Genomic DNA, 22,482 nt, shown 5'->3' with positions numbered 1-22,482 from the left:
GTGAGCGGCCGCGACACCGGATCAGAGGGCTACCGTTTAGGGTTCAAAGGTAACGCACTTAGCTCCAGACCTTTTAATTCCCGTTCAAGCTTGCGTCGCATGGCGCGTTCGAAATCCTCGAACCCCTCGGCGATTTCCAGAAACGCCCCGGGGCCATGCAGAACTTCTTGTTGAAAAAAAGGGATCAGGTCGATTTCACCCTCGAAATCGGCGGCGTTGATGACAAGGCCGTTCACGGTTACGGTCTCGAAGGGAAAGTGCTTATATGCAGTCCTGGGGCCGTAGCCATCATTGTTTTTTCCATCGCCGGAAATATCGATGGTCTGAAACAGGCAGTCAGGTGCGCGCTGCATCAGCCGCGCTCCGTAGGCCAGCGCATGACCCATTGCAGTAGGAGAATCCATCGCCGAACGTGTAGAGGTGCCGATCCGGTGCGCGGTAGAGATCAACGTGGCAGGGTTGTCAATCAGCCGCCAATCCACGATCAAGGTTTGATTGAAGCTGCCCGACCATTCGTAAACCGCCAGCGCAACGGGAAGGGGAGAAGCGAAAAACGCCGCTTCAACCTCGGGTGCGATCAGTGCACTAGCTAGCCCACGGCGTTGCAGCATGTCCTCGGTCGCATCGACAGACGTTGAAATGTCCATCGCCAGGGCAAGGGCCAATCGACATTGCTCGGCCCAGGCGGGGCCGACACAAACGGTCGGCCCCAGGCAGGTTAGCCACCGGATCACCAGTGACCGGTGCTTTCCATGCTGGCCCACGGTTCCGCAGGGGCCAAAGCATCGCCGTTTTGCAGCAATTCGATCGAAATATTGTCGGGCGAGCGCACAAACGCCATGTGGCCGTCACGCGGCGGGCGGTTTATGATAACGCCATTGTCCTGCAGCGTCTGACATGTCTCGTAAATGTTGTCGACGCCATAGGCGAGGTGACCGAAATGACGGCTGTCACCGGGCAGGCCGTCATCGCCATCCCAGTTGTATGTCAACTCGATCGGCGCATCCTCCTGCCCCGGAGGGGCCAGAAAAATCAACGTGAATCGCCCGGCTTCGCTTTCATAGCGGCGGGTCTCTTTCAGGCCCAGCAACTGGTAAAACGCCATGGATTTTTCAAGGTCCTTCACGCGGACCATGGTATGCAGATATGTCAGCCCCATTGCGGGTTTCCCTATTTTGGATTGCGATGTCCAGCAGCTTAGCGCGTGAAGGCGGCGTGTCGAGAGGCGCGCCGGCCATGAATCCAAAGAATGCGCACGCGACAGTACATATCGCGGTTCCTGTGCTGTGAGGCTCGATATATAGTGGTCGGCGACTCATTGCTGGAAAGGATACCTTCATGCCTCTTTCTTCCGACCAATTGGCCGAGATCGAAGCGCAACGCGCACATTCGAGCCCAACTCGGCGTGTTGTAGCCGAAGGTATGGAAGACCATCTGTACACGGCGCACCAGGTGCTGGACCACGGCTTTGTCCGCGTCATCGACTATATGGGCGATGATGCGGCCATCTGTCAGGCCGCGCGGGTGTCTTACGGCAAGGGCACAAAGTCGGTCCAGAATGATGAGGGCCTGATCCGCTACCTCATGCGGCATTGGCATTCGACCCCATTCGAAATGTGCGAGATCAAGCTGCACGTTAAATTGCCCGTGTTTGTCGCCCGGCAGTGGATTCGACATCGGACGGCGAATGTGAACGAATACTCGGCGCGGTATTCGATTCTGGATCGTGAATTCTATATCCCCACGCCAGAGCATGTTGCGGCCCAGTCCGAGGTCAACAACCAGGGGCGCGGTGACGCGCTGCAAGGCAAAGAGGCGGCGCGTGTCCTTGAAATCCTCAAGGCTGACAGCGCCCGGTGCTATGACAATTACGAAGCGATGATCGGGCAGGATGGGCAGCAGGGTCTGGCGCGGGAACTCGCCCGGATGAACCTGCCGGCCAACATCTATACGCAGTGGTACTGGAAAGTTGACCTGCACAACCTGTTCCATTTCCTGCGTTTGCGCGCCGATCCGCACGCGCAATACGAAATTCGGGTTTATGCCGAGATGATGTGCAAGATCGTCTCGGACTGGGTGCCGTTCGCCTATCGCGCGTTCGAGGATTATCGTTTGGGCGCGGTCAACTTGTCGGCTCAGATGGTTACCTGTCTGCGCCGGATGCTGTCGGGTGAGGCGGTGACGCAGGAAAACTCGGGCATGACCGCACGGGAATGGCGCGAGTTCGAGGCGGTGATCCGCGAAGGCTGACATCGCATATCATTTGTCTATACGCAGTGTCATGAGCCTGTTACATTCGGTGCATGACAGCAACCAGACATCTTCTCGGGCTTTGCGCGGCGTCGGTACTGGCTTGCCCCGCGCAAGCCAAATCGCCGATAGCCGAAGTGATCTGCGAACCCACGGGTCGAATGCATGAAAAACTGACGCGCCAGTTCGGTTCGGAGCGGGCGGCAACCGGAATGCGTGGACCGGAACAGATCATGGAGGTCTGGACCAGCAAATCGGGCGACTGGACGATGGTTGTGACTTACGCCACAGGTACGTCCTGCATTGTTGCGATGGGGGAAAACTGGTCCGCTCACGTCACGGATGATCCGGCGCGCGGGTAATGGTCTATCGAAAGGGCGGTCAACGGCCGATCAATAGGCCGCCAACCTTTCTTCATGCGCTTCGTTATATGACGAAGATGCTTTTATAATGGCTTCAAATCAGCCGCCATCTGACGTCCGTCACGACCGTCCTGCAGTTCGTACGAGACTTTCTGATTGTCAGCGAGCCCGGTCAGACCGGAACGTTCCACGGCTGAGATATGAACAAACACGTCTTTGCCGCCTTCATCGGGGGCAATAAACCCGTAGCCTTTAGTGGTATTAAACCATTTCACGGTGCCGGTAGGCATTTCCCGTGTCTCCTTTTTACTTTCACGTTGTCCCACAAATTGGTGGGGCTGTGGTTGGCGCAGTCGCAACACTTGGCTGTTTCGCTTGCGCGAAATAGTCAGAGATTGGTGTTGCGCCTTTTTCAACATTGCACGGTAAAGTAAAAAATCAAGAATAACTGTGGCAAACCAACCGTTTTGCTCAATTTTGTATCGAAACAAGGAACAATCAAAATATGCGTCTTTTTGGCCTGAAGACATGCGATACGTGCCGTAAGGCGTTGAAATCACTTCCACAAGCTGAATTGGTTGATGTGCGGGCGCAAGGTGTTCCCACCGAAGTGCTTTCTGACGCATTTGAGCGTTTCGGCAGTGTTTTGCTCAACACCCAATCCACAACCTGGCGTAATTTGAGCGACGAGGAACGCAATCATACCGTGCTGGAGTTGCTGAAAGCCCATCCTGCACTCATGAAGCGGCCTTTGATCGAATCTGAGGGTCAGTTGTTTCTAGGCTGGACCGTCGAAACGCAGCAGGGTCTTGGCGTCGCCTGAGCGACGACTTATGTGATTGGTTCAATTGCGGAGAAGAATTGAATGCGCAACGCTGCAATGGTTCTGGGCGTTATCGCCGGATTGGTTGGAATGATCGTCGGGTTTTTCGGCTATGGTTTTGTCGAGGTCATTCGACAATTCGGCGAAATCGAAGGCATCGCTGAGCAGGTTGGCAACCCGGGTCTTGTCCAAACCGCTTCAATCGTGGCGCCGTTGCTTGCCATTGCGGGTGGAGCTATGGCGCATTCGCGGGCTCTGTTGGCTGGGATTTTGCTGCTGATTTCGGCAGGTGGGATGTATTACGCGTTTGGGTTTGGCGTTTTCACGATGTTCCCCATTGCCTTTGCAGGCGTCGCTGGGGTGCTTGGGCTGGCGGCGGGTAAGCCGGACCAGCCCAAGGCGCATTTCTAAGTCATTTCAGGCGCAGAATACGATCCAACGAGAGCGGGCCCGCGCCGTTGATGACGATGACCAGCAACAAGAACGTCCACATCACACGCTGATCCACCAACGTGATCGCGTTGTCGAACAATCCGCCCAGTTTGACACCGTGTCCGGTGACGTCGGCCAGGGTCTGAACCCAAACGAACCCGATCATGCCGAGTGCAGCCAGGCGGGTCAGCAGACCGACCAGCAACAGCGCAGGCAAAACAAATTCAGCCACGGTGCCAAAAAAGATCACGATGCGCTGAAAGAAGGTCATCTGAGTGACGTCATACAGAACCGCCTCGGCCGCTTTGGGAAAGATCTGGCCGAATGCGCCAGCTGAGGGCGAAAAGATCGAGCCGTCGATCTTCAGCGTCGCGGAGTTCCAGTAGTAGACCAGCAAGACCGCGATGAAGACCAGGCGTGCCAGCGTCGGCGTGAGCCAGCCGGACGCGTTGTCCACCTTTTCCATCGTGTCGTTGTAGGTTGAGATCAGGGCAGTCATGTGTCCAGCCTTTCGATAGTCACAGAGGTTATCGCACCGCCCTGTAAAAGCAGTGCCAGAGTGGTCCCCAGATCAAAATTGGGGGTGTGAGCGGCGACGGTCTCATAGGCTTCGCCAATGGTTTTGCCGTCTTTGGTCAGAGTGATCCAATCTGCCCCGCCTTCGGGCAGAAGGCCCGGGGAAGGGTCGTATTCCGCGCGCGTGATTAGGACATCCTGCGCGCCGGGTTCAGGTTTGGGCGCACCATCCTGCGAGTTGAAGCGCCAGATTGAATGGATCGGCCATTCGGATCGCACAATTTCCAACGCAGGCGCAAAGGTCAGTTTTGCTCGCATCAGGTCTTCGGGATCAATCGCCAAAGCCTCGGCCTCGATCGCCTGGCAGTCGGCCGCGTGATATGACCGACGCAGGGCCAGTTCCAGCCGGGCGACATCGGGCAGATACCCAAGATGCGACAGTTGCTGCATACCAGTGAGAAAATCCGGGAAAGTCTCGCCATAGAACATCATCAGCGGCGATGACGGAGGATGTTGGCGCAGGAACATCCCGGACAAACCGTCCATGTTCTGGGTGCCCAGCAGCTTGGTGATCACCGGAAAGGCCTGATGCATCGCCTCGGTCAGCGAGACGGCGACATTATTGCGGTAAACACTGAACCTGCGACCGGCGGGCCGGTTTTCTGCATCCAGCAAACCGTCCGGGACGGGTTGGCCGGCATCCAGCAGAGCCGCGTGAAAAACTGTCTGAGACACGCTCATGCCGGAACCCGATCCAGCGCAACTTGGGCACGCTCGGCCTCGGCGCGCAGAACAGGCCAGTCGGGGACATCCGTATCCCACTCAACCAGCACAGGTTTCGGTCCGGATTTATCCAAAACGTAATCCAGCAAGGCCCAAACCGGGTCGACGACTTCGCGCCCGTGGCTGTCGATCAGCAGGGGCTTGCCGTGGTCGTCCTCGTCCTCATCGTGACCGCCGAGGTGAATTTCGCCGACCTGATCCAGCGGGTAGGCGTCGATATAGCCTTGCGGTGAGAAATCCAGGTTCGTCGCTGACACGAAGACGTTGTTCACGTCCAGCAACAAGCCACACCCGGTGCGGCGGGCGATTTCGCGCAGGAAATCTGGTTCGGACCATGTGCTTTCTTCGAAGGCCAGGTAGCTGGATGGATTTTCCAACAGCATCTGCCGCCGCACAGTTTCCTGCACCTGATCGATGTGGTCGCAGACGCGTGCCAGCGTGGCATCGGTATAGGGCAGGGGCAAAAGGTCGTTCAAGAAGTGGCTGTCATGGGTAGACCATGCCAGATGTTCGGAAAAACTGGCGGGGTTCAGCCAGCCGACAAGATGTTTGAGTCTCGCCAAATGATTGGCGTCCAGCGGCGTTTCGCCACCGATCGACAGGCCAACGCCGTGGACGGAAATCGGAAACTGCTCGGACAAGTGACGCAGTTGCGCCAAAGGTCGTCCGCCATCACCCATGTAATTCTCGGCGTGAATTTCCAGCCATGCAACTGGCTTTGCGTGTTCCAGGATTTGCGAAAAATGCTGCGGTTTGTAGCCAACACCCGGCGCTGCGGGTAAGCGGTTCGACCTGAGTGCATCGTCCAACATGTGCAGATTCCCTGATCACGACAAAGGGGCGGGCGTGATTGCCCGCCCCCCGGAATTCGTATGGCCGACGTTATGCGGGCAGATCACGCTCCAGCGGCTCAAGCGAACCTTTGCGTGCCGCGCCGTCTGCCGATTTGGGCAGTTCGATTTCGGCGCAGGTGCCTGCGTCGACCAGCGTCCATGCGTTGCCCTGATAGTCAACGGTCGAGGTGCCCGCGCAAGTGGTGCCCGGACCTGCGGCACAGTCGTTCTGACCGGCCAGCGATACGCCATAGCATTTCTCTTTCGCTTGCGCGCTGGCTGTGGTGGCAACGCCCGAAACGGCGGCTGCGACTGCGCTTGCGATAACCAGTGTTTTTGCGGTGTTCGACATCTCGGTAATCCTTTTGGTGACTGCGTATGTCTGTTTGTGACACTGACAAAGGTAGTGCTTGGAGCGGCGTAGTTGAATTCACGAGCCCGTGTCTCACAACCCCGTCAAAGTTGGTCATGCACTCTTGTAGGTTAACAAATTGTTTTAGAAAAGAAAAATGCTAATTGTTTCAGTCCGGCCCCAATTCCGGGGCCGGATTTCCGGCAATTCACCGCCGAATGTTACAGCAGGTCCGGCGGGGTTGCCGCCTGTGACAGCTCGTTTGTTACAGTCTCAAGCGACTGAACCTGCGTTTGTTTTTCGCCCAGGCGGCGGACGCTGACCGTGCGCTCATCCACTTCGCGGTGACCAACGGCCAGAATCACGGGTACTTTGCCGACGGAGTGTTCGCGGACCTTGTAGTTGATCTTTTCGTTGCGAATGTCGGCTTCGGCGCGGACACCTGCGGCTTTGAGGGTATCGACCACTTCCATGACATAGTCGTCTGCCTCGGACGTAATCGAGGCGACGACGACCTGACGCGGAGCCAGCCAGAAGGGCAGCTTGCCTGCGTGCTCCTCGATCAAAATGCCTATGAAGCGCTCGAACGAGCCCAACGTGGCGCGGTGCAGCATGACAGGCCGGTGTTTGCCCCCATCCGCGCCGATATAGGTGGCGTCCAGCCGTTCAGGCAGAACGAAATCCACTTGATGGGTGCCGCATTGCCAATCCCGGCCAATCGCGTCGGTCAGAACGAATTCCAGTTTGGGGCCGTAGAACGCACCTTCGCCGGGGTTCAGTTTAGGTTCGATGCCTGCCGCGCGGGTTGCGCTGAGCAGTGCGGCCTCGGCCTTGTCCCAGACGTCGTCCGAGCCCGAGCGTTTTTCCGGACGGTCCGAGAATTTGACTGAGAATTTCTCGAATCCCAAATCCTTGTAGATCTCCGACAGAAAGCGGATGAACTCGGCGGTCTCGGATTCGATCTGTTCTTCGGTACAGAAGATGTGGCCGTCATCCTGCGTAAACCCGCGAACGCGCATGATGCCGTGCAGAGCGCCGGAAGGTTCATAACGGTTGCACGACCCGAATTCGGCCATTCGCAACGGCAGGTCGCGGTAGGATTTGAGGCCCTGATTGAATATCTGAACGTGACAGGGACAGTTCATTGGCTTCAGCGCATTGATCGCCTTTTCGCGTGCGTGTTCCTCATCGACTTCGACGATGAACATGTTTTCCTGATATTTGTCCCAGTGACCCGAGGCTTCCCACAGTTTGCGATCCACGACCTGAGGGGTGTTGACTTCGACATAGCCGCCCTTGCGTTGCTGGCGTCGCATATAGTCCTGAAGTTGCGTGTAGACGGTCCAGCCGTTCGGATGCCAAAAGATCTGACCCGGAGCCTCTTCCTGCATATGGAACAGGTCCATCTCGCGGCCCAGCTTGCGATGGTCGCGTTTGGCGGCCTCTTCCAGCATGTGCAGGTGCGCTTTCAGCTTTTCCTTGCCGGTGAAGGCCACGCCATAGATGCGCTGCAACATCGCGCGGCTGCTGTCGCCGCGCCAATAGGCGCCTGCGATGGACATCAGCTTGAACGCGTCGCCGGGCAGTTGGCCGGTGTGCTGCAGGTGCGGACCGCGGCAGAGGTCTTGCCAATGGCCGTGCCAATACATGCGCAGCGGTTCGTCCCCGGGAATGGCTTCGATCAGTTCGACCTTGTAGGGCTCATTATTGGCTTTGTAGAATTCGATCGCGCGGTCGCGATCCCAGACCTCAGTGGTTACGGGGTCGCGCTTGTTGATGATTTCCTTCATCTTTTTCTCGATGAGGCCAAGGTCTTCAGGCGTGAAGGGTTCTTCGCGGTCGAAATCATAGTACCAGCCGTTTTCGATAACGGGTCCGATGGTGACCTTGGTCGCGGGCCAGATTTCCTGCACCGCGCGCGCCATCACATGCGCCAGATCGTGGCGGATCAGCTCATTGGCTTGCGCCTCGTCCTTCATGGTGTGGATGGCGATTTGCGCGTCGGCGTTGATGGGCCATTGCAAATCCCAATGCTTGCCGTCGACCGTGGCCGAGATGGCTTTTTTGGCCAGCGAGGTCGAGATGTCAGCCGCCACCTGCGCGGGCGTGACGCCGGCGTCATAGGATCGTGCATTGCCATCGGGGAAGGTGAGTGAGACGGATTTTGAATCCAGGGCCATATCGGCTCTCCTCGTCGGTTTGGCGCCCACTGAACGCCCGGTTGCGGGTTTATGTGTTCGGCTGCTTTGGCAGGTGGCGGCCTAGGTGTCAAGGGCGGGAGCGAGGGGCCAGCCCCGCTGCCATTGGCGCTCGAACCAATGGCGCACCAATGGCAGCTCCCCGGGATATTTTTGGCCAGATGAAGATCGGATCGGGGATTTGAACTTGGGTTGGCACCGTGCATGATGCAGAAAACGGAGTGAGGGAATTCATGACTGCGACGGAGTTTTTGGATACGGCCCAAGGCCGGCGGTTGGCGTATCATAAGAGTGAGGGTGCCGGGCCGATGGTCGTTTTTTTGGGCGGCCTGAAGTCGGATATGGAAGGCACCAAGGCGGTGCATCTTGAGGCGTGGGCGCAGGCGCGCGGGCAGGGATACCTGAGGTTCGATTACTCCGGTCACGGGGAAAGCTCGGAGAAGTTTGAGGACGGCAGTATCGGCGATTGGCATGAGGACACGGTTGCTGCCGTGCAGGCTTTGACCGAGGGGCCATTGATCGTCGTTGGTTCTTCTATGGGCGGATGGCAGGCTTTGTTGCTGGCGCGGCGATTGCCGGAACGAATTGCCGGAATGGTCACAATCGCGGCAGCGCCGGATTTCACCGAAGACGGGTATTGGGCGTCGTTCACCGACGCGCAAAAGGCAGCGCTTGAGACAGTCGGACATGTGGAATTGCCGTCGGACTATATGGAGCCCTACATCATTTCCAAGCGAATGATTGAGGACGGGCGGCAGAACCTTGTCCTGCGCGACCCGCTGCATCTGCCCTTCCCGGTAAGGTTTCTGCAGGGAACAGCCGACACTGCCGTATCCGTTGAGACAGCGATCAGGTTGTTGGAGCATGCGTCGGGTCCGGATATCCGGTTGGAGGTGGTGAAGGACGCGGATCATAGGTTCTCTGATGGGCCCTGTCTGGGTCTAATCGAACGCGCAATTCTCGACGTCATGGCGGCGGCGTGATGCGTCGGTTTGGACGTATACTCGGGCGTCTTCTATTTGGCCTGACACTGCTTGCAGGATTGATCTACTTTTTCGGTCCGCAGGAAGAGGTTGACCTGAACCCGGAATTTGATCCTCGAAAGTTTGGAGAAGGCGTACAGGTCTATTTTGAAAGCATTGAATCGGGCTTTGATGATATCGTGCCCGGTGTCGAAAAGCGGGTGATTTGGCAGCATGGTTTCAAAGAGCAGAGGACGCGGTATTCGGTGCTCTATATACACGGATTTTCCGCGTCATCCGAAGAAATCCGCCCTGTGCCGGATCGGGTCGCCGATGCCTTGGGTGCAAATCTGGTTTACACGCGGTTGCGCGGGCATGGTCGGGATGGACCGGCTATGGCCGAAGCGACCGCGGCGGGCTGGATGCAGGATACAGCAGAAGGTCTGGCTGCGGCACGGGCTGTGGGAGAGCAGGTCATCGTGATTTCAACGTCCACCGGCGGGACGTTGGCCGCAGCTGCCGCGTTGAATCCGGATCTCAGCGAGAATGTGGCTGCCATGGTATTCGTTTCACCGAACTTCGGCGTGAATCAGGCAGGGGACTGGATACCCACGCTGCCTTGGGCGCGGATCTGGCTTCCTGTGATCATGGGGCCCAGGAACGATGTCCCAAGCACAGGTTCAGAACGCGACAAGTATTGGACTTCCGATTACCCTTGGGAGGCTGTGGTTCCGATGTCCGCGCTTGTTGCGGTCGTCCGCAATCTGGACTTTTCGGCCACGGATATACCGGCGCTGTTTTGGTTCTCGCTTGACGATAAGGTGGTGCGTCCAGACCGGACGCAAGCCGTTGCTGATGCGTGGGGCGGGCCAGTTACAGTGCAAAATGTGACGATGGGGCCGGGGGATGATCCGCAGTCGCACGTGGTTGCCGGGCGTTTGATGTCTCCGGGGCAGACTGACACAACGGTTGCAGGGATATTGGACTGGCTCGCATCGCTGGGCATAGATTGATCGAAGGGGGCTCAGACCCGATATGCGAAAACCGGGCAGTATGTGGAGCCTCGAAACCTTAGGACGGGTGCGCCTGTCCCGGCACTTTTTCATGCGGGATTTCCTGTATTCCGAAATTGGTAACTTTCATCAGCTACAGAATATCCCCGACGACCCTGACTTGGCGATCGAGACAGGGCGCGCGTTTTGCGAAACACTGCTTGACCCATTAGAGGAAACCTTTGGCCGTATCGCCGTGCGTTCGGGTTATCGGTCACCTGCGCTGAACCAATTCGGGAATGAGAACAAATTGAACTGTGCGCGCAATGACAATCCTTTGGAGTGTCACATCTGGGATCGTGGAGAAGGTGACGCGCGCATTGCTGGAGCGTCAATTGTTGTGCCCTGGTTTGCCGATCAGTTTGACCACGGGCGCGACTGGCGCGATTTGGCGTGGTGGATGCACGACCATCTGGATTATTCCGAGATTTGGTTTTTCCCCAAACTCTGCGCGTTCAACCTTGTCTGGCGGCCAACGCCGTTGCGGCGGATCGACAGTTACATCGCACCCCGTGGGTGTCTGTTGCGCCCAGGTCAGGAACCGATTGAGCCCGTGTCAGCCCGCCGGGCAAGATACGCCGATTTCCCAGCTTTTCGTGGGGTGCAATACCCATGAACATCGCACTTGCCCAACGCGCAGGAAGCACTGATCCCGCAAGGCCTCATGGCGTTAATGGAGTTGCAGAACAGGGGGGTAAAGTGATCGAGCCGTTGGTTCTGTTGCCCGGTTTCATGTGCGACGTGCGGCTGTTTGAACAGCAAATCAAGCCGTTGTCGCGTGACAGGGCCGTGACCGTGGCACCTGTCGCTGCGGCGGAGCGTATCGAAGACATTGCGACCGCCCTTTTGGAGCAGCTGCCCGGTCGCTTCGCTCTGGTGGGTCACGGTTTGGGCGGGGTCGTGGCGCTTGAGGTGATCAATCAGGCTCCGGACAGGGTGACACGTCTGTGCCTGATATCCACGGACGCTCAGGCGGACACTCCGATCATTGCTGCGGACCGAGAAGAGTTGATCATTGGCGCGCAGGCCGGTCGCTTGGATGAAGTTATGCGCAAGGTCATGGGGTCGGACGCCCTGGCACCTGGGCCGCGCCGTATTCCTATCATGAACGATGTATTGCAGATGGCTGATGATTTGGGACCGCAAGTTTTTGCCACACAGATGCGCGCATTGCAGCGACGTGTGGATCAGCAAGCGGCCTTGTCCTGCATCAGGGTTCCGACGCTGATCATTTGCGGCGCACACGATACTCTGGTGCCAGAAAGAAAACACAGGTTCATGGCCGAGATGATTCCGGGCGCAACGCTTAGAGTAATCGACAATGCTGGGCACCTGCCGACACTTGAAGCACCAGAGCAGGTGACAGGACTATTAAGCACTTGGCTGCAAGAGCCTTTGTTCCCACGCTAGCCGTACAGATTGGCGCGCTGCTCTTTGGTCAGTATTGTCGGTTCGGCGACCGGAGCCCCGGTTTCGATTCGGAAGAAAGGGGTTTTCTTCCAGCTTCCAGAGAGGCGCGATTTCAAAACCCTCACCAGCAACCCACCAATCGCATACATTACCTTTTCATGCTTTTGTTTGCCGTTGGGGCCGGGAATGAACCCGCGGGTGCGGATTGGACCCAAAGGAGCAGGGTCCCGTATTCTGTCAACGATGAACCCAACGAAGGGGAATTTAGGTGTCAGCGACGTCGTTGCAAGCGGCGCGTTGCAGCATATTGCATACCACCGGTACATACCTTTCGGGCTAAGCCGCATGACGGCCAGATTCTCGCCCCCAGCGTCAAAGAGTATGTCCTCGGGTGTGGTTTGAAAAACCTCTACCGGACCAGGTGCAGGGTCGGGTTGACCAAAGTATCGCTGGGCCGCCCGGCAATCTTGGCAAAAGCACACTACATGCGTTCCGTGCGCAAGACCGATTTCCGATATGTGGCCCTGCATGGCCCCACAGGTGCAGGAAAAGGCGAGCTTTTGTGACGTCTCGCTGCTCATGAAGATCAGGCGACCCGGTTTTTATTCGCAGCGCGGCGTTTGGGCTTGCGGCTATTTTCATTCATGAAATCAATGACAAGCGGGCGAATGTTATCACGCCAGCTGCGGCCGGCGAATATACCATAATGTCCGGCGCCGGGCTCAACATGACTGGCTTTTTTGCTATCCGGCAATCCAGTACAAAGATCCAGAGCGGCGATACACTGACCCGGAGCCGAGATGTCATCATTCGCACCTTCGACGGTCTTGACGGCCACGTCGGTAATTTTGCCCATATCGATCTTGTGACCTGCCACTACAAATTCGTTCCGCGCGATTTCGCGGTATTTGAAAATGCGTTCGACAGTGGACAAATAGAATTCAGCCGTCATGTCCATGACCGCTAGGTACTCATCGTAAAAGCGGTTGTGTGCATCATGATCTGACGCCTCATCACGAATGACGCGCTGAATCTGGTCCGAGAATGCCTTGCTGTGTCGATCTGCGTTCATTGACATGAATGATGCCAGTTGCAGCAGGCCGGGATACACCATGCGCCCAACGCCTTTGTATTTGAAGCCGACGCGCTGGATCATGGTTTCTTCGAGCTGTCCCATGGTCACGCGACGCCCGAAATCCGTGACTTCGGTCGGCGTAGCATCGGGGTCAACCGGACCACCGATCAAGGTCAGCGTGCTGGGTTGTGCCTTGGGCTCGACCTCGGCCAGATAGGCGGTAGCCGCAAGTGTCAGCGGTGCGGGCTGGCATACGGCAACGACATGTGTCTCTGGGCCCAGCTCCTTCATGAAATCGACAAGATAAAGCGTGTAGTCTTCGACGTCGAATTTGCCTTCGGAAACAGGGATATCGCGCGCGTTATGCCAATCGGTGATATACACTTCGCAATTGACCAGCAGGCTTTTCACGGTCGAACGCAACAGCGTTGCATAGTGGCCAGACATCGGCGCGACCAGCAACACTTTCCGCGGCTGCTCTTCGCGGCCATTCACGCGGAAATGAACCAAATCACCGAAAGGTCTTTCCAGAACCGTGGCAACGTCGACCAGATGGTCCTTTCCGTCTTCGCAGGTAAAGGTACGAATACCCCAGTCAGGTTTGACCACCATGCGCTGAAATGTCCGTTCAGTCACTTCGCCCCAAGCTGCCATCCAGTTGAACGCCGGATTTGGAACCATCGAAAACAGCGGGTAAGATGCCATTGCGCTGGCCGTGGCACCAAGCCACTGGTTGGTGTTGCGCATGGTTTCCATCAGGTCGTAGGTCATCATATAGCGCATTTCGTCTGGCTCCTGAGTGTCAGCCGTTTAGTTGGGACTATTCGCCGCTTTACCCTTGGGCATGCGCGGCGTTATTCTGCATAGCAGCAAGGTTAGGGGGGAATTGTTAAAATGACAACAAGTGACGGCCGCACCGAGCAGCTGACCGACGAACATATTGAACGCCTTAAGAAAAATATGGCGAAGGTCGAAGCCTTGTCCAGGCGGCTTGTCGACGTGATGGCCGGAAAGACGCCGCATACGCCGGCCTTGGACGGCCCGAATCAAGAGCTTTTTGCAAAAGCAGCAACGGCCTATTGGGCCGAGGCCATGCACAATCCCGCCAAGCTGCTTGAGCACCAGATCGAATTCTGGGGAAAATCCGTCATGAATTTTGCCGAAGCGCAGCAGGCATTTGCGAAAGGCGAGATTGAGAACAGCGACCGCGCACCGGCCGACAGACGGTTTTCGAACCCGCTGTGGGAAACCAACCCCTATTTCCGCTTGATACGTCAGCAGTATCAAATCAATGCTGAGGCCATCCGGCAAGCGGTTGCCTCGGTCGAAGATATGAAAAGCAAGGACAAAAAGCGTCTTCAGTTCTTCTCGCAGCAGGTCATCGACATGATGGCCCCGACCAATTTTCTGGCGACGAACCCGGATGCGTTGGAAAAGGCAGTCGAAACCGAAGGTGAATCTCTGATCAAAGGGCTAGAGAATCTGGTTGCGGACCTCGAGGCCAATGATGGCGAAATGGTCGTGCGACTGGCCGACGACAGCGCTTTTGAGGTCGGCGGCAATCTGGCCACGACACCTGGTGACGTGGTCTATCGTAACGACCTGATGGAACTGATCCAGTACAAACCGACAACCGAGACGGTGCACGAAACTCCGATTGTTTTGTTTCCGCCCTGGATCAACAAGTTCTATATTCTAGACCTCAAACCGCAAAACAGCCTGATCAAATGGATCACCGAACAGGGGTATACCCTGTTTGTGGTCAGCTGGGCGAATGCCGACAAGTCCCATTCCGATATCGGGATGGACGACTATATCCGCGACGGTTTCCTGACCGCCATTGAAGAGGCCAAATCGATCTGCAAGGTAAAGCAGGTCAACGCCGTAGGGTACTGTATCGCCGGGACGACGCTGAGTCTGACGGTGTCGCTGCTCAAGCAGCGCGGTGACAAGTCCGTCAAGTCCGCAACGCTGTTTACCGCCCTGACGGATTTCGGCGATCAAGGGGAGTTCACGCCTTTCCTGCAGAATGATTTCGTAGATGGCATTGAAGACCAGATTGGCAAAGACGGCGTGCTCAAGGCGTGGGTGATCGGTCGCACAATGTCCTTCCTTCGATCCAATGATCTTGTCTATGCCCCGGCAATCCGCAGCTACATGATGGGCGAAACCCCTCCGGCATTTGATCTGCTGTTCTGGAATGGTGATGGGGCGAACCTGCCCGGGCGTATGGCCGTGCAGTACCTGCGGAGTTTGTGTCAGAGCAACGACTTCGTCAACGAAGGGTTGGAACTGATGGGTCACAAGTTGCATGTACGCGATGTCGATGTGCCTGTGATGGCGATTACATGCGAGACCGATCATATTGCCGCGTGGAAGAATTGTTATCGTGGGGTTCAGCAGATGGGCTCGCGATCGAAAACCTTTGTTGTGTCCGAGTCGGGCCATATTGCCGGAATAGTCAATCCGCCCAGCAAGAAGAAATACGGCCACTATACCAACGCTGATCTGAAGGTCGATCCGGACGCCTGGTTGAAAGGGGCCGATTTCCACGAGGGCTCTTGGTGGCCGCTTTGGGAAGCCTGGCTGAAGAAGAGGTCAGGCAAGCAAGTTCCAGCCCGAGATACCGGCGATTCGCAGCATTCCCGTCTGGCACCAGCGCCTGGGACGTATGTTTTGGTCAAATCAACCAACTGAATTTGCTGGATTTCGAAAAATTTTCTGCACTGCAGCAAGATTTTTATTGCAATGCTGCACTGCAGCAATCATATTGTCCTCAAGCTGATCAAAACCGGGGTGGTCCTGGTTCGGCAAACAAAGGATTAGGACAATGGCAAAAGCGCAAGACTTCACCGCGACCCTGAAAGACATCATGGGCGCATTCCCTGTTGACACTTCCGCTCTGGAAGGTGCCTTCAAATCGACCGCAACCCTGAACGAAAAACTGTCGGGTGTTGCTCTGGAAGCCGCAGGCAAATCGGCTGAAATCTCGAACAAATGGACCAAGGAAACTCTGGCCAAACTGACCGAGATGTCGAAAGCAAAAACCGAGCCTGCTGACTACGCAAAAGCTGCAACCGACTTCGCAAGCGCGTCGGCTGAAGTTGCTGCTGAAAACCTGGCTGCTTTCGCTGAAATCGCGAAAAAAGTACAGACCGAAACCGTCGAGCTGCTGATGGCTGCTGGTAAAGACGCTGCTGAAGACGCAACCGCAGCTGTGAAAAAAGCCACCAACGACGTGACTGCTGCTGCCAAGAAAGCAACAGCCACCAAGTAAGGTAAGGCCGCGAAAGCACCTAACTCCTCCCATTCGGTGCAATCGCGTTGGGCAGGTCTATTGACCTGCCCTTTCTTTTTGTGCTGCAGTCGCATAACTTTTGCTGCAATGCATCATCCTTGGGGAGGGTAAACGGTGTCAGACCAAGAAAAACCGTTGCTGATCAAACGCTATGCCAGCCGTCGGCTGTATAACACCGAAACCAGCGATTACGTCACGCTGGAAGATATTGCGGTGTTTATCCGCGACGGGCGCGAGGTGCAGATCATTGACTTGAAGACAGGCGATGATCTGACGCGGCAATACCTGCTGCAAATCATTGCCGAGCACGAAAGCCGCGGTGAGAATGTTCTGCCGGTAAACGTGCTCAACGATCTGGTGCGCAGTTACATGTTGCCCGGCGGTGGGATGATGCCGCAATTCCTGCAGTCATCATTTGAGATGTTGCGCGAAAGCCAAAGCAAAATGATGGAAAACATGAGCGCCATGAACCCCATGAGCAAGATGCCGGGTTTCGAGGCTATGAAGGCGCAGCAACAGGCATTTTTGAAGGCTATGACCGGCGGATTGTCCGGCAATTGGTCCGGCCCCGATAGCGAAGAACAGCCCAAGCCCGAGCCGACCGAGGATCTGGACGACATCAAAAAGCAGTTGGCCGAATTGCAGCAAAAGCTGTCCAAACTCAGCTGAGCCTTCTCGATGCGTATCCTTCTTCTCCTCGGCATTCTGCTTTGGGCAGATGCCGCGGCAGGGCAGGGTAAGTTCTCGGCCATTTGGCAACCTGTTTGTACGATGGGTAGCGACGCCAGCACCGGGTGCGACGACATTCGCGCCCGCGAAATACTGGACGCATCAACAAACCCGTGGCACGCTGTCGGGCGCGTGAACTTTGCCGGGCTCGCGCAGCGTTCTCATTGCACCGGTGTGCTAATCTCGGAACGGCAAGTTTTGACTGCCGCGCATTGTCTTTACAATGCGTCCCGCAAACGTTGGATCCCGGCATCAAGCATTCGTTTCGCAGCCGGATACCAGCGCGGCGGTGCCGAGGGGGTGGCAACCGTTGCGGCTTACCGCGTGGCCGCCGAGCAAGGGCAAGAGGGTCGCTTTGACCCACGCCCAGAACTGGATTGGGCGGTTTTGGAACTGGCAGACCCGATTGGCCGGCACCTCGGGTACCTCGAACTTGCTGACGAGGGCACCCAGAACGCCTTTGTCGTTGGCTATTCCGGTTTGCGCAGTCATGTTCTGAGCCGCACAGGAACTTGCAACGCTCGGCAAATCACCGATCGCTTAATGCAGGCTATCTGTCCGGTGATGATGGGCGATTCCGGCGCGCCGCTTTTGGTTCCGACCAAGGACGGGTTCGCGGTCGCCGGTATCCTGTCGCGCATTGCGCCAACCCCAAATGGGATTGACGCTTTGATACTGGATGTCAGCCTATTCAGCTTGCGCGATAATTAGGGCTTCAAGTGCCATAAACTGGCACAGGCCCGGCAATGTCGCCAACCGAAGCCAGCAAAATGTCGGTGATGACGTCCAGCTCTTCGCGGGTCAGTCGTACAGGCAAACGCACGTCGCAGGCCTTCATGAGCATCTTTCGTGTCTGCGGTAATTCGAACTGTTCGGGCAGGAATTGCCAGTTCCAGAAGGCGCGCGCGTTATCTTCGCTCATCCCAAAGACCTGAACTTTGACGCCACGCGCTTCTGATGCGGCAGCAAAAGCGCGGATTTCATCATCACTGAGGCCCACCAGATTGAACTGAATCGAATCCGGCGCGCGACGCTCAGGCGCAAGCGGGGCAGGGACGTCAATAAATTCGGACCCGTTCAGCCGCGCGGCGACATAGTCGTGGTTCTCCAACCCGTCATGCACACGCCCAGCAAGTTCGGGGATCTGAGGGCGGATAACAGCTGCGCTGAGATTGCTCATCCGCAGGTTATAGAGTGGAAGCTTATTCTGCCAGCGGGCAAAGGCTTGCTCCAACTCGGGCGAGTTTTCCCCGAGCGGGGTTTTGTGTTTCTTCCAATTGTGCTCATACGCACCTGACATGATCACCGCGCGTGCTACCAAGTCGGCATCGTCCGTGATCAGGATGCCGCCTTCGCCTGCGTTGATCATCTTGTAAGACTGGAATGAGAAACAGCCGACTTTGCCAATCGTTCCGATATTTTGCCCATGCCAGGTGGTGCCCAGCGAATGGGCCGCGTCTTCGATCACCGGAATTTCGCGCGCGTTGCATAGCGCCATGATTGCGTCCATGTCGGACGTGTGGCCGCGCATGTGGCTGATTATGACGGCCTGAACGCTGTCCAGCTTGGCCTCGAAATCAGCCATGTCGATGCGATAGTTTTCACCGACCTCACACAGCACCGGAATGCAATCTGCGTGCACGATCGAGGACGGTACGGCGGCAAAGGTAAAGCCGGGGATCAGCACGCGCGCGTCGCGGGGCAGTCCGAGCGCTTTTAACGACAGAAACAACGCGGCCGAGCAGGACGAAACCGCCAGCGCATATTTCGTGCCAAGCAAATTTGCGAATTCACTTTCCAGAAGTGCAACCGGCGCGTCCTGCGGTGCGGAATAGCGAAACAGGTCGCCGGATTGCATCAGGGCATCGATGGCTTCGCGGGCGGCTGCGGGGATGGGTTCGGCGTCATGAACATTTGGAGGAAGCTTCATATTTGATTTTCCCGAATTCTATCTTTGGATATAATAAATATAAATGCGAAACAATCCAAGGCTCCATTCGTCCGGGCGGCGAAATTTCACCAATCTGTCGTAATTTAAATGCCCAGTCTGTCGCGCAGCGCAAACCAGGTCATCGCCAGCACCAGCAGGGGGCTGCGCAGCGAAGGGCCTCCGGGGAAAGGCAGTGCGGGGACGCGGGCCATGGCATCGAACCCTTCTGCCTGGCCTTGTATAGCCAGCGCCATCAACTGCCCGGCATGGGTTGCGGTGCCAACCCCGTGGCCGGAATAGCCCGAGGCGGACAGGATGTTGGGCGCAACCCGCGACAGATAAGGCATGCGCCGCATGGTAATCGCCAGCGTGCCGCCCCAAGCATAGTCGATCTTGACGTCGCGCAGATGGGGGAAAATCTCGACCATGGGCTTGCGCACCTTGGCGGCAATGTCTGCCGGGAAGCGATAGCCATAGCTTTCACCGCCGCCAAACAGCAGTCTGTTATCCGCGCTGAGCCGGAAATAGTTCACCACGAATTTCGTATCGGCCACCGCCACGTCTCGGGTCAATACGCGAGCGGCGTCCGCGCCCAGAGGTTCCGTGGCGGCGATGAAATTGTTGATCGGCATGACCCGCGCGGCGACCTTGCCGTTCAGATCGCCCAAGTATCCATTGCAGGCCAGAATGACGTGATCGGCAGTGACCTTGCCTTGTGCGGTGTGGACGATGGCGGGCGCGGTTTCCTCGACTCGCGTCACTTCGGCACTTTCATAAATCCGCACGCCCGCCTTGGCCACCGCCTGCGCCAGCCCCAGAGCATAGTTAAGCGGGTGCAGGTGCGCGGCCCCCATATCCAGATAGCCTCCGCGATAAGCGGGCGAGGGGCACAGGCTATGGCCCGCGCCTTCGTCCAGAATCTCCATCTGGTCATAGCCATAGCGGTCGGACAGATGCGCTGCGTGGTCGTGCAATTCCTGCTGTTCACTGGCGGACAGGCTCAGAACGGCAACGCCCGGTTTCAGATCACAGTCGATCTGGTGTTTGGCGATCAGGGATTTGACCAGAGCTTTCGCATCCTCAGCCAGATCCCACAGCTTGGCAGCGTCGCCGTCACCGACCAGCCGCTCCAGGTCTTCCTGATCCATTCGCTGCGCGCTGCCCAACTGACCGCCATTGCGGCCCGACGCGCCGAAGCCCACGCGATGCGCTTCCAACAAGGTCACGCTGAACCCGGCCTCGGCCAGATGCAGCGCCGCGGACAGGCCGGTATAGCCGCCGCCGACCACGCAGACATCGGCCTTTTCATCACCCGCTAGCGCGGGAAAGCGATCAATCGGATTGGCCGTGGCCGCGTACCAACTGGCCGGATACTCAGCCTTGCGGTCGTTGGAATAAAGCAGGTTCATCGTCGTGTCTTAGACGTTCAGCAGAAGATGCTCGCGCTCCCACGGAGAGATGACCTGCAGGAACTCTTCATACTCGGCGCGCTTGACGATGCCGTAGACGCGGGCAAACTCGGGGCCCAGAACCTCGTGCAAGGCGGTCGCCTCATCGAACAGGTCCAGCGCGTTGCCCATGACCTGCGGGATATCGCCTTCGCCTTCGTAAGCGTCGCCATAGAACTGACGGCGTGGGCGTTCCTGTTGAACCAGTCCCAGATAACCGCAGGCCAGCGACAAAGCGATGCCTAGATAGGGGTTGCAGTCCATCCCGGCGATGCGGTTCTCAACACGTCGCGCCTCAGGCCCCGACAGAGGCACACGGATGCCCGTCGTGCGGTTGTCGCGCGCCCATTCCAGATTGATCGGCGCGGCGTGGTCTTTCACGTAGCGGCGATACGAGTTCACATATGGCGCCATCACCGCCAGACCCGACGGCAGGTGGTTTTGCAACCCGGCGATGAAGTGGTAAAACGCGTCCGTCTCTCCCCCTTGCGGTCCCGAGAAGATATTCTGCCCGGTCTCCATGTCGATGATCGAGTGGTGGATATGCATGGCCGAGCCCGGCTCATCCACGATCGGTTTCGCCATGAAGGTGGCAAAGCAGTTGTGGCGCAGCGCGGCCTCGCGGATCAGGCGTTTGAAATAAAATACCTCATCCGCCAGCTTGACCGGATTGCCGTGGCGCAGGTTGATCTCAAGTTGGCCCGCGCCGCCTTCTTGCGTGATGCCGTCAATCTCAAAACCCTGATGTTCGGCGAAATCATAGATGTCGTCGATCACCGGGCCGAACTCATCTACGGCGGTCATGGAATAGGCCTGACGTGCCGCCGCCGGGCGACCCGAGCGGCCCATCATCGGCTTGATGCTTTGCGCAGGGTCCACGTTTGGGGCGACCAGAAAAAACTCCATCTCGGGCGCGACGACGGGTTTGCAGCCTTTGTCGTGATACATCTGGACCACGCGTTTCAGCACGTTGCGCGGGCTGAACGGGATCGGGTTGTTGTCCCGATCATAGGCGTCATGAATCACCTGCAACGTCCAGTCGCCGGTCCATGGCGCGGCGGATGCGGTCGAGAAATCCGGCTTCAGGATCATGTCCCGTTCGATGAACCCATCCTCGCCCGCGGCTTCGCCCCAATCGCCGGTGATGGTTTGGTAGAAGATGCTATCGGGCAGGTGGAAATAGGATTGGCGGGCGAATTTGGTCGCTGGCACGGCCTTGCCCCGCGCGATGCCGGGCAGGTCCGAGATGATGCACTCGACCTCGTCTAAACGGTGGCCATCAATATAGGTGCGGGCCGCCTGTGGCAGCTGCTCTGTCCATTCGGCCATCAGGCCCTCTCTTTCTTCAGAAATTCAGCCATGAGCTGACCGATTTTCGGATTGTCATTGCCCGCGTTCATGCGCTTGGTCGCACCCTGCAACAGCGCGTCAGGGACCACCCCTTTGCCGCGCGTTTCGATGAGACCCTGAATGAACGCGTCGCCATATTCCGGGTGGGCCTGCACGGTCCAGATCGTATCGCCATACGCAATCATGGCATTCTGGCAAAAGTCGTTAGAGCCAGTGACGCGTGCGCCGTCGGGCAATTCGACAACCTGATCCTGATGCCATGCGTTCAGCGCAACCGTCTGACCGTCAAAGTCATAATCCGTGCGCCCGACAGCCCAACCGCCTTTGAACTTCTCAACCTTGCCGCCAAGCGCTTGCGCAATGATCTGGTGGCCAAAGCAAACTCCGATCAGAGGGTTACCGCCGCGTTGGATCTCGCGGATCAGGTCCTCAAGTGGCGGGATCCACGCGTGGTCTTCGTAAGCACCGTGGCGCGAGCCAGTTATGACCCAGCCATCGGCGTCTTCAACGCCATCAGGAAACTGATTGTCGACAACGTTGAACGTTTCGAACGTGAAACCGTTGCCATCCAGAAGGGCGCGAAACATCCCGTCATATTCACCGAATTCGTCGAAAAGCTCGTCCGGAGGGTGGCCGGTTACAAGGATACCGATTTTCATGGGTCACCAAATTTGATCAA

At 57.2% G+C, this 22,482-nt stretch carries 26 protein-coding genes; 12 read left to right on the top strand and 14 right to left on the bottom strand.

Features of this window, described 5'->3' with window-relative positions; genetic code table 11:
- Positions 1-29: 29 nt before the first annotated feature.
- Both ACR0CR_RS02750 and ACR0CR_RS02745 read right to left on the bottom strand, forming a co-directional pair.
- Positions 30-734 (bottom strand): DUF1194 domain-containing protein, encoded by a 705-nt coding sequence (locus ACR0CR_RS02750; protein WP_480596513.1) that lies wholly within the window; start codon positions 732-734, stop codon positions 30-32.
- A complete protein-coding gene (locus ACR0CR_RS02745; RefSeq protein WP_480596511.1) occupies positions 731-1,159 on the bottom strand; it encodes a VOC family protein in 429 nt (142 codons plus the stop codon). Before ACR0CR_RS02745 ends, ACR0CR_RS02750 begins: the two co-directional genes overlap by 4 nt.
- A gap of 179 nt (positions 1,160-1,338) precedes the next feature.
- Here ACR0CR_RS02745 and thyX point away from each other — a divergent pair, with 179 nt between their 5' ends.
- Together thyX and ACR0CR_RS02735 are read left to right on the top strand one after the other, a co-directional pair.
- The gene (thyX, locus tag ACR0CR_RS02740; RefSeq protein WP_480596509.1) at positions 1,339-2,250 is read left to right on the top strand and encodes an FAD-dependent thymidylate synthase; all 912 of its coding nucleotides are present in this window, start codon (positions 1,339-1,341) and stop codon (positions 2,248-2,250) included.
- A 53-nt stretch (positions 2,251-2,303) separates the two neighbouring features.
- Positions 2,304-2,612 carry a hypothetical protein gene (locus ACR0CR_RS02735; protein ID WP_480596508.1) on the top strand — a complete coding sequence of 103 codons (309 nt, stop codon included), beginning with the start codon at positions 2,304-2,306 and terminating at the stop codon, positions 2,610-2,612.
- 83 nt (positions 2,613-2,695) lie between these two features.
- On the opposite strand, the gene ACR0CR_RS02730 is transcribed toward ACR0CR_RS02735, so the two are convergent.
- Entirely contained in the window at positions 2,696-2,902 is a 207-nt protein-coding gene (locus ACR0CR_RS02730) for a cold-shock protein (RefSeq protein WP_008758035.1), read from the bottom strand.
- 215 nt (positions 2,903-3,117) lie between these two features.
- On the opposite strand from ACR0CR_RS02730, the gene ACR0CR_RS02725 reads away from it, so the two are divergent.
- On the top strand, positions 3,118-3,435 hold the full coding sequence (locus ACR0CR_RS02725) for an ArsC/Spx/MgsR family protein (RefSeq protein WP_480596506.1): 318 nt from the start codon (positions 3,118-3,120) through the stop codon (positions 3,433-3,435).
- 42 nt (positions 3,436-3,477) lie between these two features.
- A complete protein-coding gene (locus ACR0CR_RS02720) occupies positions 3,478-3,846 on the top strand; it encodes a hypothetical protein (protein ID WP_480596504.1) in 369 nt (122 codons plus the stop codon).
- Position 3,847: 1 nt separating this feature from the next.
- On the opposite strand, the gene ACR0CR_RS02715 is transcribed toward ACR0CR_RS02720, so the two are convergent.
- The 5 genes from ACR0CR_RS02715 to thrS all read right to left on the bottom strand — a co-directional run bounded on the left by ACR0CR_RS02715 (position 3,848) and on the right by thrS (position 8,531).
- Positions 3,848-4,366, bottom strand: a complete 519-nt coding sequence (locus tag ACR0CR_RS02715) for a hypothetical protein (protein WP_480596503.1) — start codon at positions 4,364-4,366, stop codon at positions 3,848-3,850.
- A complete protein-coding gene (locus tag ACR0CR_RS02710) occupies positions 4,363-5,124 on the bottom strand; it encodes an HvfC/BufC family peptide modification chaperone (protein ID WP_480596501.1) in 762 nt (253 codons plus the stop codon). Before ACR0CR_RS02710 ends, ACR0CR_RS02715 begins: the two co-directional genes overlap by 4 nt.
- Positions 5,121-5,978, bottom strand: a complete 858-nt coding sequence (bufB, locus tag ACR0CR_RS02705; protein ID WP_480596499.1) for an MNIO family bufferin maturase — start codon at positions 5,976-5,978, stop codon at positions 5,121-5,123. Before bufB ends, ACR0CR_RS02710 begins: the two co-directional genes overlap by 4 nt.
- A gap of 70 nt (positions 5,979-6,048) precedes the next feature.
- Positions 6,049-6,351: a BufA1 family periplasmic bufferin-type metallophore gene (locus ACR0CR_RS02700; RefSeq protein ID WP_170652532.1), complete on the bottom strand. Its 303-nt coding sequence runs from the start codon at positions 6,349-6,351 to the stop codon at positions 6,049-6,051.
- 221 nt (positions 6,352-6,572) lie between these two features.
- On the bottom strand, positions 6,573-8,531 hold the full coding sequence (gene thrS, locus ACR0CR_RS02695) for a threonine--tRNA ligase (RefSeq protein ID WP_480596497.1): 1,959 nt from the start codon (positions 8,529-8,531) through the stop codon (positions 6,573-6,575).
- Between the two features lie 251 nt (positions 8,532-8,782).
- Here thrS and ACR0CR_RS02690 point away from each other — a divergent pair, with 251 nt between their 5' ends.
- From ACR0CR_RS02690 to ACR0CR_RS02675, 4 genes are all read left to right on the top strand, one after another.
- A complete protein-coding gene (locus ACR0CR_RS02690) occupies positions 8,783-9,532 on the top strand; it encodes an alpha/beta fold hydrolase (protein WP_480596495.1) in 750 nt (249 codons plus the stop codon).
- The gene (locus ACR0CR_RS02685; protein WP_480596493.1) at positions 9,532-10,524 is read left to right on the top strand and encodes an alpha/beta hydrolase; all 993 of its coding nucleotides are present in this window, start codon (positions 9,532-9,534) and stop codon (positions 10,522-10,524) included. The genes ACR0CR_RS02690 and ACR0CR_RS02685 overlap by 1 nt, the downstream gene beginning before the upstream one ends.
- 40 nt (positions 10,525-10,564) lie before the next feature.
- Positions 10,565-11,179 (top strand): hypothetical protein, encoded by a 615-nt coding sequence (locus ACR0CR_RS02680; RefSeq protein ID WP_480597510.1) that lies wholly within the window; start codon positions 10,565-10,567, stop codon positions 11,177-11,179.
- An 83-nt stretch (positions 11,180-11,262) separates the two neighbouring features.
- The gene (locus tag ACR0CR_RS02675) at positions 11,263-11,973 is read left to right on the top strand and encodes an alpha/beta fold hydrolase (RefSeq protein ID WP_480596491.1); all 711 of its coding nucleotides are present in this window, start codon (positions 11,263-11,265) and stop codon (positions 11,971-11,973) included.
- Here the strand turns inward: ACR0CR_RS02675 and ACR0CR_RS02670 are convergent.
- Both ACR0CR_RS02670 and phaZ read right to left on the bottom strand, forming a co-directional pair.
- The gene (locus ACR0CR_RS02670; RefSeq protein WP_480596489.1) at positions 11,970-12,554 is read right to left on the bottom strand and encodes a DUF6151 family protein; all 585 of its coding nucleotides are present in this window, start codon (positions 12,552-12,554) and stop codon (positions 11,970-11,972) included. The genes ACR0CR_RS02675 and ACR0CR_RS02670 overlap by 4 nt on opposite strands.
- Before the next feature lie 5 nt (positions 12,555-12,559).
- A complete protein-coding gene (phaZ, locus tag ACR0CR_RS02665) occupies positions 12,560-13,831 on the bottom strand; it encodes a polyhydroxyalkanoate depolymerase (RefSeq protein WP_480596487.1) in 1,272 nt (423 codons plus the stop codon).
- A gap of 111 nt (positions 13,832-13,942) precedes the next feature.
- Between phaZ and ACR0CR_RS02660 the strand changes: the two genes are divergently transcribed.
- The 4 genes from ACR0CR_RS02660 to ACR0CR_RS02645 all read left to right on the top strand — a co-directional run bounded on the left by ACR0CR_RS02660 (position 13,943) and on the right by ACR0CR_RS02645 (position 17,786).
- Positions 13,943-15,745 (top strand): PHA/PHB synthase family protein, encoded by a 1,803-nt coding sequence (locus ACR0CR_RS02660; RefSeq protein ID WP_480596485.1) that lies wholly within the window; start codon positions 13,943-13,945, stop codon positions 15,743-15,745.
- A gap of 133 nt (positions 15,746-15,878) precedes the next feature.
- Positions 15,879-16,325 carry a phasin family protein gene (locus ACR0CR_RS02655; protein WP_480596484.1) on the top strand — a complete coding sequence of 149 codons (447 nt, stop codon included), beginning with the start codon at positions 15,879-15,881 and terminating at the stop codon, positions 16,323-16,325.
- A 135-nt stretch (positions 16,326-16,460) separates the two neighbouring features.
- Positions 16,461-17,015 (top strand): polyhydroxyalkanoate synthesis repressor PhaR, encoded by a 555-nt coding sequence (gene phaR / locus ACR0CR_RS02650; RefSeq protein WP_480596483.1) that lies wholly within the window; start codon positions 16,461-16,463, stop codon positions 17,013-17,015.
- Between the two features lie 9 nt (positions 17,016-17,024).
- Positions 17,025-17,786, top strand: a complete 762-nt coding sequence (locus tag ACR0CR_RS02645; RefSeq protein WP_480596481.1) for a trypsin-like serine peptidase — start codon at positions 17,025-17,027, stop codon at positions 17,784-17,786.
- A 4-nt stretch (positions 17,787-17,790) separates the two neighbouring features.
- On the opposite strand, the gene ACR0CR_RS02640 is transcribed toward ACR0CR_RS02645, so the two are convergent.
- The 4 genes from ACR0CR_RS02640 to ACR0CR_RS02625 all read right to left on the bottom strand — a co-directional run bounded on the left by ACR0CR_RS02640 (position 17,791) and on the right by ACR0CR_RS02625 (position 22,462).
- Positions 17,791-19,005 carry a DegT/DnrJ/EryC1/StrS family aminotransferase gene (locus tag ACR0CR_RS02640; protein ID WP_480596480.1) on the bottom strand — a complete coding sequence of 405 codons (1,215 nt, stop codon included), beginning with the start codon at positions 19,003-19,005 and terminating at the stop codon, positions 17,791-17,793.
- A 104-nt stretch (positions 19,006-19,109) separates the two neighbouring features.
- Entirely contained in the window at positions 19,110-20,414 is a 1,305-nt protein-coding gene (locus tag ACR0CR_RS02635) for an NAD(P)/FAD-dependent oxidoreductase (RefSeq protein WP_480596478.1), read from the bottom strand.
- A gap of 9 nt (positions 20,415-20,423) precedes the next feature.
- Positions 20,424-21,782 (bottom strand): glutamine synthetase family protein, encoded by a 1,359-nt coding sequence (locus tag ACR0CR_RS02630; RefSeq protein WP_480596477.1) that lies wholly within the window; start codon positions 21,780-21,782, stop codon positions 20,424-20,426.
- On the bottom strand, positions 21,782-22,462 hold the full coding sequence (locus tag ACR0CR_RS02625) for a type 1 glutamine amidotransferase (RefSeq protein WP_480596475.1): 681 nt from the start codon (positions 22,460-22,462) through the stop codon (positions 21,782-21,784). Before ACR0CR_RS02625 ends, ACR0CR_RS02630 begins: the two co-directional genes overlap by 1 nt.
- Between the last annotated feature and the right edge of the window lie 20 nt (positions 22,463-22,482).

Source organism: Ruegeria sp. AM2 (assembly GCF_056540685.1).
This window is presented reverse-complemented; position numbering and strand designations above follow the sequence as displayed.

Coding starts and splice junctions, on each gene's coding strand:
- ACR0CR_RS02745 (WP_480596511.1), bottom strand. CDS start 1,159: ATGGGGCTGACATATCTGCATACCATGGTCCGCGTGAAGGACCTTGAA.
- thyX (WP_480596509.1), top strand. CDS start 1,339: ATGCCTCTTTCTTCCGACCAATTGGCCGAGATCGAAGCGCAACGCGCA.
- ACR0CR_RS02735 (WP_480596508.1), top strand. CDS start 2,304: ATGACAGCAACCAGACATCTTCTCGGGCTTTGCGCGGCGTCGGTACTG.
- ACR0CR_RS02730 (WP_008758035.1), bottom strand. CDS start 2,902: ATGCCTACCGGCACCGTGAAATGGTTTAATACCACTAAAGGCTACGGG.
- ACR0CR_RS02725 (WP_480596506.1), top strand. CDS start 3,118: ATGCGTCTTTTTGGCCTGAAGACATGCGATACGTGCCGTAAGGCGTTG.
- ACR0CR_RS02720 (WP_480596504.1), top strand. CDS start 3,478: ATGCGCAACGCTGCAATGGTTCTGGGCGTTATCGCCGGATTGGTTGGA.
- ACR0CR_RS02715 (WP_480596503.1), bottom strand. CDS start 4,366: ATGACTGCCCTGATCTCAACCTACAACGACACGATGGAAAAGGTGGAC.
- ACR0CR_RS02710 (WP_480596501.1), bottom strand. CDS start 5,124: ATGAGCGTGTCTCAGACAGTTTTTCACGCGGCTCTGCTGGATGCCGGC.
- bufB (WP_480596499.1), bottom strand. CDS start 5,978: ATGTTGGACGATGCACTCAGGTCGAACCGCTTACCCGCAGCGCCGGGT.
- ACR0CR_RS02700 (WP_170652532.1), bottom strand. CDS start 6,351: ATGTCGAACACCGCAAAAACACTGGTTATCGCAAGCGCAGTCGCAGCC.
- thrS (WP_480596497.1), bottom strand. CDS start 8,531: ATGGCCCTGGATTCAAAATCCGTCTCACTCACCTTCCCCGATGGCAAT.
- ACR0CR_RS02690 (WP_480596495.1), top strand. CDS start 8,783: ATGACTGCGACGGAGTTTTTGGATACGGCCCAAGGCCGGCGGTTGGCG.
- ACR0CR_RS02685 (WP_480596493.1), top strand. CDS start 9,532: ATGCGTCGGTTTGGACGTATACTCGGGCGTCTTCTATTTGGCCTGACA.
- ACR0CR_RS02680 (WP_480597510.1), top strand. CDS start 10,565: ATGTGGAGCCTCGAAACCTTAGGACGGGTGCGCCTGTCCCGGCACTTT.
- ACR0CR_RS02670 (WP_480596489.1), bottom strand. CDS start 12,554: ATGAGCAGCGAGACGTCACAAAAGCTCGCCTTTTCCTGCACCTGTGGG.
- phaZ (WP_480596487.1), bottom strand. CDS start 13,831: ATGCGCTATATGATGACCTACGACCTGATGGAAACCATGCGCAACACC.
- ACR0CR_RS02660 (WP_480596485.1), top strand. CDS start 13,943: ATGACAACAAGTGACGGCCGCACCGAGCAGCTGACCGACGAACATATT.
- ACR0CR_RS02655 (WP_480596484.1), top strand. CDS start 15,879: ATGGCAAAAGCGCAAGACTTCACCGCGACCCTGAAAGACATCATGGGC.
- ACR0CR_RS02645 (WP_480596481.1), top strand. CDS start 17,025: ATGCGTATCCTTCTTCTCCTCGGCATTCTGCTTTGGGCAGATGCCGCG.
- ACR0CR_RS02640 (WP_480596480.1), bottom strand. CDS start 19,005: ATGAAGCTTCCTCCAAATGTTCATGACGCCGAACCCATCCCCGCAGCC.
- ACR0CR_RS02635 (WP_480596478.1), bottom strand. CDS start 20,414: ATGAACCTGCTTTATTCCAACGACCGCAAGGCTGAGTATCCGGCCAGT.
- ACR0CR_RS02630 (WP_480596477.1), bottom strand. CDS start 21,782: ATGGCCGAATGGACAGAGCAGCTGCCACAGGCGGCCCGCACCTATATT.
- ACR0CR_RS02625 (WP_480596475.1), bottom strand. CDS start 22,462: ATGAAAATCGGTATCCTTGTAACCGGCCACCCTCCGGACGAGCTTTTC.